Annotated in this window: 10 protein-coding genes; 4 read left to right on the forward strand and 6 right to left on the reverse strand. The window is 69.8% G+C overall.

Annotated elements, in window-relative coordinates; genetic code table 11:
- Nucleotides 1-44: 44 nt before the first annotated feature.
- Both cobN and A5696_RS02350 read right to left on the reverse strand, forming a co-directional pair.
- On the reverse strand, nucleotides 45-3632 hold the full coding sequence (gene cobN / locus A5696_RS02345) for a cobaltochelatase subunit CobN (RefSeq protein ID WP_067872772.1): 3588 nt from the start codon (nucleotides 3630-3632) through the stop codon (nucleotides 45-47).
- 3 nt (nucleotides 3633-3635) lie between these two features.
- Nucleotides 3636-4307 carry an alpha/beta hydrolase gene (locus A5696_RS02350; RefSeq protein WP_067872775.1) on the reverse strand — a complete coding sequence of 224 codons (672 nt, stop codon included), beginning with the start codon at nucleotides 4305-4307 and terminating at the stop codon, nucleotides 3636-3638.
- Nucleotides 4308-4397: 90 nt separating this feature from the next.
- Here A5696_RS02350 and A5696_RS02355 point away from each other — a divergent pair, with 90 nt between their 5' ends.
- Nucleotides 4398-5228, forward strand: a complete 831-nt coding sequence (locus A5696_RS02355) for an SDR family oxidoreductase (RefSeq protein ID WP_067872778.1) — start codon at nucleotides 4398-4400, stop codon at nucleotides 5226-5228.
- A 3-nt stretch (nucleotides 5229-5231) separates the two neighbouring features.
- Here the strand turns inward: A5696_RS02355 and A5696_RS02360 are convergent, their stop codons facing one another.
- Nucleotides 5232-6689: an NAD(P)/FAD-dependent oxidoreductase gene (locus A5696_RS02360; RefSeq protein ID WP_067872781.1), complete on the reverse strand. Its 1458-nt coding sequence runs from the start codon at nucleotides 6687-6689 to the stop codon at nucleotides 5232-5234.
- A 71-nt stretch (nucleotides 6690-6760) separates the two neighbouring features.
- Nucleotides 6761-8575 (reverse strand): nuclear transport factor 2 family protein, encoded by a 1815-nt coding sequence (locus A5696_RS02365; protein ID WP_082968880.1) that lies wholly within the window; start codon nucleotides 8573-8575, stop codon nucleotides 6761-6763.
- Nucleotides 8576-8702: 127 nt separating this feature from the next.
- Here A5696_RS02365 and cobG point away from each other — a divergent pair, with 127 nt between their 5' ends.
- From cobG to A5696_RS02380, 3 genes are read left to right on the forward strand one after another with little or no spacing between them, the layout of a single operon-like run.
- Nucleotides 8703-9824 carry a precorrin-3B synthase gene (cobG, locus tag A5696_RS02370; protein WP_067872916.1) on the forward strand — a complete coding sequence of 374 codons (1122 nt, stop codon included), beginning with the start codon at nucleotides 8703-8705 and terminating at the stop codon, nucleotides 9822-9824.
- Between the two features lie 4 nt (nucleotides 9825-9828).
- The gene (locus A5696_RS02375; protein ID WP_067872787.1) at nucleotides 9829-10455 is read left to right on the forward strand and encodes a precorrin-8X methylmutase; all 627 of its coding nucleotides are present in this window, start codon (nucleotides 9829-9831) and stop codon (nucleotides 10453-10455) included.
- Complete coding sequence (locus tag A5696_RS02380; protein ID WP_067872790.1) at nucleotides 10452-11933, forward strand: precorrin-2 C(20)-methyltransferase; 1482 nt, start codon at nucleotides 10452-10454, stop codon at nucleotides 11931-11933. The genes A5696_RS02375 and A5696_RS02380 overlap by 4 nt, the downstream gene beginning before the upstream one ends.
- On the opposite strand, the gene A5696_RS02385 is transcribed toward A5696_RS02380, so the two are convergent.
- A complete protein-coding gene (locus A5696_RS02385; RefSeq protein ID WP_082968881.1) occupies nucleotides 11908-14886 on the reverse strand; it encodes an RND family transporter in 2979 nt (992 codons plus the stop codon). The two genes, A5696_RS02380 and A5696_RS02385, sit on opposite strands and share 26 nt — an antisense overlap.
- On the reverse strand, nucleotides 14883-15314 hold the full coding sequence (locus tag A5696_RS02390; RefSeq protein WP_067872793.1) for an MmpS family transport accessory protein: 432 nt from the start codon (nucleotides 15312-15314) through the stop codon (nucleotides 14883-14885). Before A5696_RS02390 ends, A5696_RS02385 begins: the two co-directional genes overlap by 4 nt.
- Between the last annotated feature and the right edge of the window lie 73 nt (nucleotides 15315-15387).

Consider the following 15387-nt stretch of genomic DNA (forward strand, 5'->3'; position numbering starts at 1 on the left):
GAGCGTGCGGCCGGCTTCACACTCGCGCGGGCTCGCCGGGGGAACTAGCCCTCCAGGTCACCCTCGCTCTCGAGCAGCGCCCGGCGCAGGCCGTCGAGCGTCTCCGGATGCGGCTGCGCCCACATGCCGCGGCCGGCGGCCTCCAGCAGCCGCTCGGCCATGCCGTGCAGCGCCCAGGGGTTGGATTCCGCCATGAACTTGCGGTTCTCGGCATCCAGCACGTATCGCTCGGTCAGCTGCTCGTACATCCAGTCCGCCATCACCCCCGCCGTGGCGTCGTAGCCGAACAGGTAGTCCACCGTCGCGGCCATCTCGAAGGCGCCCTTGTAGCCGTGCCGGCGCATTGCCGCCATCCAGCGCGGGTTGACCACGCGGGCGCGGAACACCCGGGTGGTCTCCTCCGACAGGGTGCGGGTGCGGATCGCGTCGGGCCGGGTGTTGTCGCCGATGTAGGCGGCCGGCGCCCGCCCGGTCAGGGCGCGCACCGTGGCGACCATGCCGCCGTGGTACTGGAAGTAGTCGTCGGAGTCGGCGATGTCGTGCTCGCGGGTGTCGGTGTTCTTGGCGGCCACCGCGATCCGCCGGTACTGGCGGTTCATGTCGTCGACGGCCTCGCGCCCGTCCAGGTCGCGCCCGTAGGCGAATCCGCCCCAGGCGGTGTACACCTGCGCGAGGTCGGCGTCATCGCGCCAGTTGCGGCTGTCGATCAGCTGCAGCAGGCCCGCGCCGTAGGTGCCCGGCTTGGAGCCGAATATCCTTGTGGTGGAACGACGTTGGTCGCCGTGCTGGGCCAGGTCGGCCTGGGCGTGCGCGCGGACGTAGTTGTCCTCGGCGGGCTCGTCGAGGTCGGCGACCAACCGCACCGCGTCGTCGAGCATGGTGACGACGTGCGGGAAGGCGTCCCGGAAGAACCCGGAGATGCGGACCGTCACGTCGATGCGCGGACGGCCCAGCTCGGCAAGCGAAATCGGCGTCAGGCCCACCACCCGCCGCGACGCGTCGTCCCAGACCGGCCGGACGCCCAGCAGCGCAAGAACTTCGGCGATGTCGTCGCCGGCGGTGCGCATCGCCGAGGTGCCCCACACCGACAGCCCCACCGATTGCGGCCATTGCTCGTGGTCGGTCCGGTATCGGCCCAGCAGCGAATCCGCCAGCGCCACACCGGCTTCCCACGCCAGGCGCGACGGCACCGCCTTGGGGTCGACGGAGTAGAAGTTGCGCCCGGTGGGCAGCACGTTCACCAGGCCGCGCAGCGGCGACCCCGACGGGCCCGCGGGGATGAACCGCCCGTCCAGCGCCCGCAGCACCTGGTCGATTTCGGATGCGGTCCCGGCCAGTCGGGGCACCACCTCGGTGGCCGCGAACCGAAGCACCGCGGCGACGTCGGGGTCGTCGGTGAGCCGGTGGACGGCGCCGGGGTTCCAGTCGGCGGCCTGCAGCCCGCCGACCAGTTCGCGGGCCGCGGACTCGGCGCGGTCGACCGACGACCGTTCGTCGGTGCCGTCCTCGGCCAGGCCCAGGGCCTGCCGCAGGCCGGGGAGGACGTGTTCGCCGCCGAACAGCTGCCGCGCCCGCAGGATGGCCAGCACCAGGTCGAGTTCGGCGTCCCCCGTCGGCTTTTGCCCGAGGACATGCAGGCCGTCGCGGATCTGCACGTCCTTGATCTCGCACAGCCACCCGTCGACGTGCAGGATCATCTCGTCGAAGGCGTCCTCGTCCGGCCGTTCGGTGAGCCCGAGGTCGTGGTCCATCTTGGCGGCCCGGATCAGGGTCCAGATCTGCTGGCGGATGGCGGGCAGCTTGCCGGGATCCAGCGCCGCCACGTTGGCGTGCTCGTCGAGCAACTGCTCCAAACGTGCGATGTCGCCGTAGGTTTCGGCGCGGGCCATCGGCGGAATGAGGTGGTCCACGAGCACGGCGTGCGCACGCCGCTTCGCCTGGGTGCCCTCGCCGGGGTCGTTGACCAGGAACGGGTAGATCAGCGGCAGGTCGCCCAGCGCGGCGTCGGGCCCGCAGGCCGCCGACATGCCCAGGGTCTTGCCGGGTAGCCACTCGAGGTTGCCGTGCTTGCCCAGGTGGACGACGGCGTCGGCGCGAAACCCGGCATCCAGCCAGTGATAGGCGGCCAGGTAGTGGTGGCTGGGCGGCAGGTCCGGATCGTGATAGATCGCCACCGGGTTCTCGCCAAAACCGCGCGGCGGCTGGACCATCAGCACGAGGTTGCCCGATTGCATTGCGGCGATGACGATCTCGCCGTCGGGGTCGTTCGTGCGGTCGACGAACAGGTCGCCGGGCGGCGGGCCCCAATGCTTCTGCACGGCGTCGGTGAGTTCGGCCGGCAGCGCCGCGAACCATTCGCGATAGTCCTTGGCGGACAACCGGATCGGGTTGCCGGCAAGTTGGCCGTCGGTGAGCCAGTCGGGGTCCTGCCCGCCGCGTTCGATCAGCGCGTGGATCAGGGCGTCGCCGTCGCCGGCCTCGACACCGGGCAGGTCGCCCACCCGATAGCCACGCTCCCGCATCGCCCGCAGCAGCGCGACCGCGCTGGCCGGGGTGTCCAGCCCGACCGCGTTGCCGATCCGGGCGTGTTTGGTGGGATAGGCCGAAAAGACCAGCGCAACGCGCTTGTCGGCGGGATCGACGTGCCGCAGCCGCGCGTGCCGGAGCGCCAGCCCGGCGACCCGCGCGCAGCGTTCCGGGTCGGCGGCGTAGGAGATCAGCCCGTCGTCGTCGATTTCCTTGAACGAGAAGGGAACCGTGATGATGCGGCCGTCGAACTCGGGCACCGCCACCTGGGTGGCCACGTCGAGCGGGCTCAGGCCGTCGTCGTTGGCGTGCCATTGCTCGCGGGGGCTGGTCAGGCACAGGCCCTGCAGGATCGGAATGTCCAGGGCGGCAAGGTGTTCGACGTTCCAGGTGTCATCGGTGCCGCCGGCGGACACCGCGGCCGGTCGCAGTCCGCCCGCGGCCAGCACGGTGACCACCATGGCGTCGGCGTCGGCGAGCCGGTCCAGCAGTTCGGGTTCGGCGGTGCGCAGCGAGGCGCAGTAGACCGGCAGCGCGCGGCCGCCGGCGTCCTCGATGGCCCGGCACAGCGACTCGATGTAGGCGGTGTTGCCGGCCAGCTGCTGGGCGCGGTAGTAGAGCACCGCGATGGTGGGGCCGTCGGCGCCCTTAGCATCCGGCCGCTCCAACTCGCCCCACGTCGGCGTCACCACGGGCGGGGCGAACCCGAAGCCGGTCATCAGGACCGTGTCGGAGAGAAAGGCGTGCAGCTGGCGCAGGTTCTCGACGCCGCCATGGGCGAGGTAGATGTGGGTCTGCACCGCGATGCCGGCCGCCAGGGTCGACAGGCCGGTCAGCTCGGCGTCGGCGGCCTGTTCGCCGCTGACCAGCACCGTCGGGACGCCGCTGGCGATCACCGTGTCGATGCCGTCCTGCCAGGCACGGTAGCCGCCGAGGATGCGGACCACCGCGATGGACGCGCCGGCGAGCAGGTTGGGCAGTTCTGAATCAGCTGGGGGGTCGGGCAGCCGCGACGGGTTGGCCCACCGATAGTTCTTGCCGCTGGCACGGGCGCTGATCAGGTCCGTGTCGGACGTCGACAGCAGCAGGACGGTCGGCTCAGCCACCCGTCATTCGTACCGCAGCGTCGCCGCGATGCGAGCGGCGACCTCGCCGGCCACCTCGAGCGCCTCCCGGCTCGTCCCCGGCTCGTAGCGGTCCGCGACCGGGTCATAGTCGGCGCCCGCGATCGACCCGTGATCGGCGGCCAGCTCCACCAGGTCGACCGGCCAGCCCACCTCCTGCAGCTGCGCGGCGAACGCCCTGCTTGCCGTCACCGGCACGGCGTCGTCGGCCAGTCCGTGCAGCAACGTGAACGGCGAGCCGAGGCGGTCGGCGGTCAGCATCGCGCCCGGCGGGCGACCGGAGATCGGATCGGGGACCATGAAGGCGCCCGCCATGCACACCGTGTGCGCGAGGGCGAGGTCGAAGCGCGCCGCGTCGAGTGTCAGGCCCGCCGCGGCGCAACCGCCCAGCGACCACCCGACCAGCACCATGGCGCCGGACGCCCGGGCGCGGGCGAACTCGAGCGAGCGCAACAAATCGGCTCGCCCGCCGTCGTCGGCGTGGGAATTCCAATCGGGCGCGACCACCGCCGCACCGCGGTCGGCGATGAGGCCGGCAAGCGGGCGGACGGCGGCGCGGGCGTCGGTCTGCATGCCATGCCAGAGCAACACCGTGGGTTGCGTCGAGTCGCCGAACACGTCGGCCAACCGTCCCGGGGCGTACTCCACCGTCCTCACGGGGACGAGTGTGCCCAGGGCGACACACCTCCAACCGGAGAATTTGGTCGAACGTCGCCCGGAACGGACGTTCGGCGCAAGACTGGCGTGATGAAACCCGAACCTGTTGCGAACAAAGTCGTCGCCGTCACCGGCGGTGCCCGCGGCATCGGCCTGGCGATCGCCCGGTCCTTGCACGGCTTGGGCGCGCGGGTCGCCATCGGGGACATCGACGAAGCGGCCGCGCGGGAGGCGGGCGACCGGCTGGGGCTGGCGATGTCCCGCAGCCTGGACGTGACCGACCGCCAATCCTTCACCGATTTCCTCGACGCCGTCGAAGACGCGCTCGGACCGCTCGACGTGCTGGTGAACAACGCCGGTGTCATCGCCGCGGGCAGCGCGATCGATGAGCCCGACGCCGCCACCCAGCGGGTGCTCGACGTCAACATCCGCGGCGTCATCCTGGGCACCAAGCTGGCTGCGCAACGGATGCTGCCGCGCGGTCGCGGTCACATCGTCAACATCGGGTCGATGGGCAGCGTGGTGCCGTGTGCGGGCATCGCGACCTATTGCGCCACCAAGCACGCCGTGCTCGGGTACACCGACTCCGTGCGCATGGAGACCCGTGGCCGCGGCATCCACTTCTCGACGATCATGCCGACCCTGACGAACACCGAAATGATCGCCGGCGTCGGGCAGGCGCGGGGCTTCAAGAATGCCGAGCCGGACGATGTCGCGCGCGCCGTCGTCGGCGTGATCGCCAAACCGAAACGGCGCGTGGTCGTTCCGCGTTCGATGGGCATCCTGGCGTCGGTGCAGCGGCTAATGCCGCAAGCCATGGCGGAGGCGCTCGGACGCGCGGTGGGCACGGACCGCGTGTTCACCACCGACCTGGAAACCGACAAACGCCAGGAGTATGCCCGGCGGACCGGAACGTCTTGACGCTCAGCCGGTGCGCACCTCGAAATCGGCGAGGCGGGGTTCGCGCAACAGTTCACGGTGGGTTTCCGGCGTCCAGGGGAACAGCTCGGGCAGGCCATCCTTGCCGAGGTACCAACTGCTGCAGCCGCTGACCCAAATGGTTTGTGGCATCGCGGCTTTCATACTCTCGTTGTACTCTTTGGTGGCCGCCTCGGTCGGCGCCGCGGCGCGCACCACGCCGTCGCGGAGCCGCTCGATCCACCACATCACGTAGTCGGCCTGGTCCTCGGCGATCGGCACCAGCGACTGGTTGCCGATCGGCGAGTGCGGGCCCATCAACATGAACAGGTTCGGGAACCCCGGCACCGCGACGGACCGGTAGGCCATCGGGCCGTCGGCCCACGCCTCGTCCAGGGTGAGCCCGCCCTCCCCGATCACCTCCAGCGGGCGCACGTATGCGCGCGCGTCGAACCCGGTGGCGTAGACCAACAGATCCAATTCGTGCAGCGTGCCGTCGGCGGTGACGATGCCGCGCGGCTCGATGTGGTCGATCGGATCGGTGATCACCTCGACACCGGGCTGCTGCACGGCGCGGTAGAAGTGCCCGGCCATCACCTGCCGCTTGCACATCGGCTGATAGGTGGGCGTCAGCTTGGCCCGCAACTCCGGGTCGCGCACCGAGAGCCGCAGGTTCCACCGGCACTCGGCCTGCACGAGCCGGCGCTGCCACCCGGGGCGGATCGGCGCCCGTCCCAACAGGTACCTGACGAACAATCCCCAGAAGCGATAGGGCAAACCGTTCAGCGCCGGCCACCGGGACAGCGCCGCGCGGGTCAGCTTCGAGTAACGCGGGTTGGGCATGGGGTAGACCCACTGCGCGGTGCGCTGGAACACCTTCAGCTGCCGCACCTTTCCGCCGAGCTCCGCGGTGATCTGCACACCGGTCGAGCCGGTACCGATCAAACCGATCCTCTTGTCCGGCAACGACACCGAGTGGTCCCACCGGGCGGAATGAAACGCCGGTCCGGCGAACGTGTCCCGGCCGGGGATTTCGGGATAGCGGGGCACCCGCAGCACCCCGGTCGCCGTGACGAGAACGTCGAACGTCTCCTCGCCGTCGGGGGTGGTGAGGCGCCAGCGCCCATCCTCGTATCGGGCTGCGGTGACGGCGGTGCCGAAGCGGATGTGCGGCCGGATGCCGCGTTCCCGCGCCACCTGCTGGAAATACGCCTGGATCTCCGGACCCGGTGGCAGCCAGTGCGACCAGTTCGGGTTGGGCCGGAACGAATACGAGTAATAGCGCGACGGGACGTCGCAGGTGAGTCCGGGATACGTGTTGTCGCGCCAGGTGCCCCCGACGTCGTCCGCCTTCTCAAAAATGGTGAACGAGTCGATGCCGGCGTTCTGCAGCTTGGCGGCCATGCAGATGCCGGACATCCCGGCGCCGATGATCGCGACCGTCAGTGGGCGTTTCGGTGTCATGGCAATCACCCGACCTCTCGCTGGCCTGCACGCTACGCCGGTCGGGCCGGCGTAGCGACAGGTTCCAGCCACTATCCGGCCGCTACCCGCTTGCTGCCGAAGATGCGCTCCTGCATGGCGGTGTCGCCGAACGAGTGGGCCTTGACGACCTTGCCGTTGCGGAACTCGAACACGTCGGCTTCGTCGGCGCTCTCGTCGCCGACGGTCACCCGGGTCAGGACCATGACGACGTCACCGTCGGCGAGGTAGCGCTTCGTCTCGACTTTGGTCGCCTTCTCCGACAGCCGCATGAACAGTTCGGTGAGCTCATTCTTGCCCCGGTAGGTGCCACCAATCATGCTCTCGCCGTTGATGGTCCACTCGGCGGAGTCGTCGAACACGTCCAGCGCCGCTTCGAGGTCGCCCGCGGTGAACGCCTCGTAGCCACTCTTGGTCACCTCGATGTTGTCGGTTGTCATCTGAATTCCCTTCTCTCGGTTGCGGTTGACTTCGACATGCGTCCGGGTGTCGCGGCCGCCGGAGACCTCGGCGACCGGTCGGGCATCCGTCGGCCGATGGCCCCGGGCGCGGGCGACGCGCCGCAGAATCGACGGGCGGAACAACGAAGTCGGCGGGTCGATCATCGCCGTGACCCGCATGAACTGCCCGGCGACGACGGGGTCGACCTCGACGGCGGTCAGCACCCTCTCCAGGAAGGCGTTGCTGATCCGCATCGACATGGTCCTGCGCCCCACCACCTCGGGCAGCGCCAGGTCGGAGCCGGCGGCGGTCTGCCAGGCCACCCGAACCGTTTTCGCGGACTCGCGGAAGAAGCGTCGCGGCAGGTCGCGATCGCCGCGGAGCAGGCAAGCGCGCAGCACCGTCGCCTCGATCGCGGCGACCGTCATGCCCTGCCCGTAGATGGGGTTGAAGCTGCACACCGCGTCACCGACGACCAGCAGGCCGTCGGGCGTGCGGCGCATCTTGTCGTAACGCCGCCACCGGTTCGAGGGCACGCGGTGGTGCACCACCGCGTCCAGCGGTTCGGCGGCACGCAGCGCTTCCAGCACGCGGGCGGGCACGAAATCCTCGACGAACGAGAGCATTTCGGCGGTCTCGCCCGGAGGCTGGAGTCCGGCCATCGCCCCGACGCCGAACATCCACGTGTCGTTCTCGTTTCTGATCAGGCCGAACATCTTCGTTCGCCCCGGCTCGGGAAAGAGGGCGATCATGTGTTCGTGGATGGCCCCGGGCTGCAGGCGCAGCCGTTGGCACGCGTAGGCGAGCTGGACCGTCACCTCGTCCTCGCGGGGACGGCCGTAGCCGAGGTCCTCCAGGAAGACCGGTGTGCGGGATCCTCGCCCGGTCGCGTCGACGACGAGGTCGGCGGGCAATGTCTTGCCGCGCTCGAGGACGCGGTCCACCACCCTGGCCCCGATGACTCGGTCGCGGGCCGGCGTCGTGGTCAGGCCGACCACGTCGTGACATTCGAGGAACGTGACGTTCGGAAACGTCCGCACCCGCCGGCGCACGTTCCACTCCAGCAGGGGGCGGCTCGGGAACAGGACCACGGGCGGGTTCGGCGCCCTGCCGGATGACGGCGTGCAATGCCCGCCCACCGAGATCTGCACCTTCGAAAAATCCCCGTCAGCCCAGATGCCGGTGCCCTTGGCCGTGAGCTCGTCGATGAAGCCGGGGAAAAGTTCGTCGAGAACCCGGGTGCCGCGTGCGGCCAGGGCGTGGATCAGCCTGCCCTGGGGGACGCCGCGCCGGTTGATCGGATGGACGGGCAAGATGTCTCGCTCGACCACCGTCACCCGGTCGTAGAAGTCGGCGAGCACGCGGGCCGCCAAAAGGCCGCCCATACTCGCGCCCAGCACCACCGCATGACCACCGCGCTGTCCCATGCCACGCTCCTGACCTGGAAGAAATGGGTGTTCGCAGTGTCCGGCGCGGCGGTCGCGGGCGGCTAGCGTAGTCGGCTACCCGACCTGGCGCGCCCGGCCTGTCGCCAGACGGTCGTACCGTGTGGTGATGGTCCGAGCCCGCGACACCGACGCCTGCCCGGGGGCGCTGCAGACGCATCAGGCCGCGGACGGGGCGCTGGTGCGGGTCCGGCTGCCCGGCGGCGGCATCACCGCCGCCCAGCTCGCGACGTTGGCCGGAGTCGCGAACGAGTTCGGCTCGGGAACGCTCGAGCTGACCGCCCGGGGGAACGTGCAGGTGCGCGGGCTCACCGACGTCACGCCGGTCGCCGAGGCGATCGCCGGCGCCGGGCTGTTGTCCTCGCCGACCCACGAACGGGTCCGCAACATCGTCGCGTCACCGCTGTCCGGACGGGCCGGCGGACGCGCCGACGTGCGCGGGTGGGTGCGCGAGCTCGACGCCGCGATCTGCGCCGAGCCCGGGCTCGCGGAGCTGGGTGGCCGGTTCTGGTTCAGCGTCGACGACGGCCGCGCCGACGTCTCGGGACTGGGCGCCGACGTCGGCGTGCACGCGCTGGACGACGGGGTCGCGCTGCTGCTGGCGGGCCGGGACACCGGCGTCCGGCTGGCCGCCGGCGACGTGGCGCCGGCACTGGTCGCCCTGGCCGTGCGGTTCGTCGAAATCCGCGGAAAGGCTTGGCGGGTCGACGAATTGGCGGACGTCGCCGAATTGCTGCCCGAGGCGGACATGAGCGCCGCGCCGTTCCCGCCCGTCACCAAGGGGCCGGTCGGGTGGATCAACCAGGACGACGGGCGGGTGTCGCTGGGCGCCGCGGTGCCACTGGGCGTGCTGCCCGCCCGGACGGCGGAATTCCTGGCCGCCATCGAGGCCCCGCTGGTGGTCACGCCCTGGCGGTCGGTGCTGGTGTGTGACGTCGACGAGGCCGTCGCGGACACCGCGCTTCGCGTGCTGGCGCCGCTGGGGCTGATCTTCGACGAGAACTCCCCCTGGCTGAGCGTCAGCGCCTGCACCGGCAGCCCGGGGTGCGCGCACTCGGCCGCCGATGTGCGGGCGGACGCCGCGCTGTCGCTGCAGGAGCGGGACTCGGATGCCGGTGTGCACAGTCATTTCGTCGGCTGCGAGCGCGCCTGCGGCCGCCCGCCGGCAGGACAGGTGCTGGTCGCCACCGGACAGGGCTACCGACTGCTTCGTGACCAGCCCTTAAGGTGAGCGGGTGCTCGACTACATCCGCGACGCCGCCGAGATCTATCGGCAGTCGTTCGCGGCCATCCGCGCCGAGGCCGACCTGGCGCGGTTTCCGGCCGACGTCGCGCGGGTGGTGGTTCGGTTGATCCACACGTGCGGGCAGGTCGACGTCGCCGACCACGTCGCCTACACCGACGACGTCGTCGCGCGGACCGGTGCCGCGCTGCGCGGCGGCGCCCCGGTGCTGTGCGATTCGTCGATGGTGGCGGCGGGTATTACCGCCGCCCGGCTGCCCGCCGACAACCAGGTGGTATCGCTGGTGGCCGATCCGCGCGCGACCGAGCTGGCCGCGCGCCGGCGCACCACCCGGTCGGCGGCGGGGGTGGAACTGTGGGCCGAGCGGCTGCCCGGCGCGGTGCTCGCGATCGGCAACGCCCCCACCGCGCTGTTCCGGCTACTCGAGCTGATCGACGACGGGGTCGCACCGCCGGCGGCCGTGCTCGGCGGGCCGGTCGGGTTCGTCGGGTCCGCGCAGTCCAAACAGGAGCTGATCGACCGTCCGCGCCGGATGTCCTATCTGGTGGTGCGGGGCCGACGCGGCGGCAGCGCGATGGCCGCCGCCGCGGTCAACGCGATCGCGAGCGAGGCGGAATGAGGGCACGAGGCACGCTCTGGGGCGTCGGCTTGGGGCCCGGCGACCCCGAGTTGGTGACGGTCAAGGCCGCCCGGCTGATCGGCGAGGCCGACGTGGTGGCCTACCACAGCGCCCGGCACGGCCGCAGCATCGCCCGGGGAATCGCCGAGCCGTACCTGCGGCCCGGTCAGATCGAGGAGCACCTGGTCTATCCGGTGACCACCGAGGCCACCGACCATCCCGGCGGCTACGCGGGCGCGCTCGACGACTTCTACGCCGAGTCGACGCGGCGCATCGCCGAGCACCTCGACGCGGGCCGCGATGTGGCGCTGCTGGCCGAGGGTGATCCGCTGTTCTACAGCTCCTACATGCACCTGCACACCCGGCTGACGGAGCGGTTCAACGCGGTCATCGTGCCGGGCGTCACGTCGGTCAGCGCCGCCTCGGCGGCAATCGCGACGCCGCTGGTGGCCGGCGACGAGGTGCTGTCGGTGCTGCCGGGCACCTTGCCGGTGGCCGAACTGACGCGGCGGCTCGCCGACGCCGACGCCGCCGTCGTGCTCAAGCTCGGCCGCTCCTATCCCGCTGTGCGCGAGGCGCTTTCGGCGAACGGGCAGCTTGACGACGCGTTCTACGTCGAGCGCGCCAGCACGTCGGGGCAGCGCATCATGGCCGCCGCGGACGTCGACGAGATCGGCGTGCCCTACTTTTCGCTGGCCATGCTGCCGGGTGGGCGCCGGGGACACCGCCGGCCGGTGCCGGCGGGCAGCGTCGCCGTCGTCGGCCTGGGGCCCGGTTCGGGCGACTGGATGACGCCGCAGAGCCGACGCGAGCTGGCCGCCGCGACCGATTTGATCGGCTACGGCGGCTACCTGGATCGGGTGCCGGTCCGCGACGGGCAGCGGCGCCACCCCAGCGACAACACCGACGAACCCACGCGGGCGCGGCTGGCGTGCGCGCTGGCCGAGCAGGGGCACACCGTCGCGGTGGTGTCGTCGGGCGACCCGGGCGTGTTCGCGATGGCGACCGCGGTGCTCGAGGAAGCCAAACAGTGGCCGTCAGTGCGGATCCGGGTGATTCCGGCGATGACGGCCGCGCAGGCCGTCGCCAGCCGGGTCGGCGCCCCGCTGGGTCACGACTACGCGGTGATCTCGCTGTCCGACCGGCTCAAGACGTGGGACGTGATCTCGGCGCGGCTGGCCGCCGCCGCGGCCGCCGATCTGGTGCTGGCGATCTACAACCCGGCTTCCAAGGCGCGCACGTGGCAGGTCGGCGCGATGCGCGACGTGTTGATGGGCCATCGCGAACCGGGCACGCCGGTGGTGATCGGCCGTGACGTGTCCGGGCCCGAGGAGGACGTGCGCGTGGTGCGGCTGGCCGACCTCGACCCCGCCGAGGTCGACATGCGCTGCCTGCTGATCGTCGGATCGTCGCAAACCCAGTGGTATGCCGACGATTTCGGCGACCGGGTGTTCACCCCCCGGCGCTACCCGGGGTGACGCGCGAACCGTCGACACCCGAATACGCCATCCCGTCGGGAGCGGGTCCCCGGCCGTCGGGTCGCTGCGGCCGGGCTGCCCGATCCGCCTCCTCACCCAGCAGTAGGGAGCGCACCAACCTACGCGGTCCGAAGGGGCGCAGCATGTAACTGGCCGGGCGCGGCCGCACGCGTTGCGGCCACCAGAACCAGCGCCCGAGCAGGGCGGCGATCGACGGCGTCATGAAGGAACGCACGACCAGGGTGTCGAACAACAGGCCGAGGCCGATCGTGGTGCCGGCCTGGCCGATCGAGCGCAGATCGCTGGCGGCCATCGACATCATGGTGAAGGCGAACACCAGGCCCGCCGCCGTGACCACGCCGCCGGTCTCCCCCATCGAGCGGATGATGCCGGTCCTCAGGCCCGCGCCGATCTCCTCCTGGAACCGCGACACCAACAGCAGGTTGTAGTCGGATCCGACGGCCAGCAGGATGATCAATCCGAACACCGGTGCGATCCAGTTCAATTCCAGCCCGAAGAGGTGTTGCCACACCAGCACCGACAGCCCGAACGCCGCGCCCAGCGACAGCAGCACCGTGCCGACGATCACCAACGAAGCGACCAGCGCCCGCGTGATGATCACCATGACCACGAAAATCAACGTGAGAGCCGCGATTCCGACTATCAGCAGGTCGTAGTTCGAACCGGACTGGATGTCGCGGTAGATCGCCGCCGTCCCGGCGAGGTAGAACTTGGCGCCGGTGAGCGTCGTGCCCTTCACCGCTTGGTGCGCGGCGTCGAGCGCGGGCTTGACCGCGGCGATGCCCGCCGGGGTCGCCGGGTCGGCGTCGTGGGTGATGATGAACCGCGCGGCCTTACCGTCCGGCGACAGGAAGAGTTTCAGGCCGCGCTGAAAGTCGGGGTTTTGGAACGCTTCCGGCGGGAGGTAGAAGTAGTCGCCGCTCCTGGAGGCGTCGAAGGCCTGGCCCATCGCGCTGGCCGTGTCGGTCATCTGGGCCATCTGCGTGACGAGGCCCGAAAAGCTGCTGTGCATGGTCAGCAAGGTTCCCTGCATCGACTTGGCGACGGCGATCATCGGCGGGAACTGGGCCAGCATCTGGGGCATGATCGCGTCGACGCTGTCCATGTCCTTGATCAGCGTGCTCATGTTGGCGCTGAACTTGTCCACCCCGTCGATCGCCTCGAACACCGATCGCGACGCCCAACACACCGGGATGTTGAAACAGTGTGGCTCCCAATACAAATAGCTGCGGAAGGGTCTGGCGAAATCGTCGAAGTCCGCCAGATGGTCCCGCATCTCGTTCAGCGTGGCCTGCATGTCGCCCATGTCGCCGACCATGTGATGCGTCGCGCTGCTCATCTGCCCCAGCAGGCCCTGCATGCGCTCCATCGAGCCGATCATGGCGCCGAGGTCGTCGCTCATCTTGAGCATGTCGGCCGTCCGGTCCCTCATGAATTGGAGGTTCTGCTGGATCGGAATGGCTTGAGCGCTGATCTGGAACGGTATCGACGTGTGCTCGATCGGCCCGCCCAGCGGGCGGGTGATGCTTTGCACCATCGCGATCCCGGGCGACCGGAAGATGTCTTTGGCCAGGCGGTCGAGGATGATCATGTCACCGCTGTTGCGCATGTCGTGATCGCTCTCGATCATCAGGATGTCGGGATTCATGGTGGCGGCGCTGAAATGGCGCTCGGCGGCGGCGTATCCGACATTCGACGGGACGTTGGCGGGTATGTAGAAGCGGTCGTTGAAGCTGACCTTCATGCTCGGCATGACGAGGATGCCGACGATGGCGATGGCGAGCGAGGCCGCGAACACCGGGCCGGGCCAGCGCACCGTCGCGGTGCCCATGCGCCGCCACCCGCGCGTCTTGATCATCCGCCTCGGGTCGAGCAATCCGAACCGGCTGGCCACCGCGACCACGGCGGGCGCCGCCGTCATCGCTCCCGCGACGACGACGAGCAGCCCCAGAGCCGACGGGATGCCCAGCGCCTTGAAGTACGACAGCCGCGCCAGGTGCAGGCAGAACGTGGCCCCGGCGATCGTCAGCCCCGACCCCAGGATGATGTGCGAGGTCCCGCGGAACATCGTGTACCAGGCGGTTTTTCGGTCCTGGCCGGCCTGGCGGGCCTCCTGGTAACGACCGATGAGGAAGATCGCGTAATCGGTTCCCGCCGCGATCGCCAACGACGACAGCATCGCCACCACGAACGTCGAGAACCCCAACAGCTCGTTGTTCCCCAGTAACGCGACAAGCCCTCGGGCCGTGCCCATCTCGAAACCGACCATCACCAGCACCAGCAGCACGGTGCTGATCGACCGATAGGCGATGAAGAGCATGATCATGATGACCACGCCGGTGACGCCCATCATCTTGAACATGCTCTTGTCGGCGGCCTCGTTCATGTCCGTCGTCAGCGGTGCCGGACCGGTGACGTAGACCTTGAGCCCTTTCGGGGGCTCCGACTTGTCGACGATCTTGCGCACCGCGTCGACGGACTGGTTGCCCAGCGTGCTGCCCTGGTTGCCGGCCAGGTTGAGTTGGACGTAAGCGGCTTTGCCGTCGCGGCTTTGGACGCCGGCGGCCGTCAGCGGGTCTCCCCACACGTTCTGCACGTGCTGCACGTGCTTGGGGTCGGCCTGCAGTTTCTCAACGAGGCCGTCGTAATAGCGGTGCGCCGCATCGCCGAGTGGTTGATCGCTTTCGAGGACGATCATCGCGATGCTGTCCGAATCGGATTCGTGGAACGTCGCGCCGATGCGTTTGGCGGCGATCATCGCGGGCGCGTCCTGGGGTGACATGGTGACCGCGTGCTTGCGCGCTACCGACTCGATCGGCGGCACAAGCACATTCAGAGCGGCCGTCAGGAGTAGCCAGCCGATGATGATGGGCCACGCGAATCTGCGGACGAACCGCATGAATTTCGGGCGCTCGTTGTCTTTGGTGTTCATGCGGCCTTCACCAGACAGGACGTTTGTGCGTGATGGCCGGCGGCGGACCGTTCGTCCTTGAGCTCACCGTTGACGGTGATGCGGCACCCGATGTTGTCGCTGTCGCCCTGCGCCACCACGCTGGCCAGCACCGCCGGCACCGTCGTCGTGATCGTGAAGGTCCAGGGCAGGCCGGTGAAGCTCGCCTGTTCCGGCTGGGCCTTGGTGTCCAGGTAGCTCACGGTTCCGGTGGTGTCGCTGGGCCCGTAAACCTCGTACGTCACCCGCTTGACATGGGACGGCTCGAGCGGTTCGGCGCTGCTGCCCGTCGCGGTGAAAATGGCGTCGGAGCCGAAAACGCCGCGGAGCCGATAGACGGCGACACCCCCGAGGGCGACTGCCACCACGACGACGAGCGGCACCCACGCCCGCTTGAGAAACGTGGACACTGACGTTTCCTTTCGCTCGTGTGCACAGTCGTCCTGTGCGGAGTCTGGGCCCGCGTCGCCGGGGCCGATAGGG

The sequence above is a fragment of the Mycobacterium sp. E2699 genome (genome assembly GCF_001666745.1).
In the GTDB taxonomy this organism is placed as follows: domain Bacteria; phylum Actinomycetota; class Actinomycetes; order Mycobacteriales; family Mycobacteriaceae; genus Mycobacterium.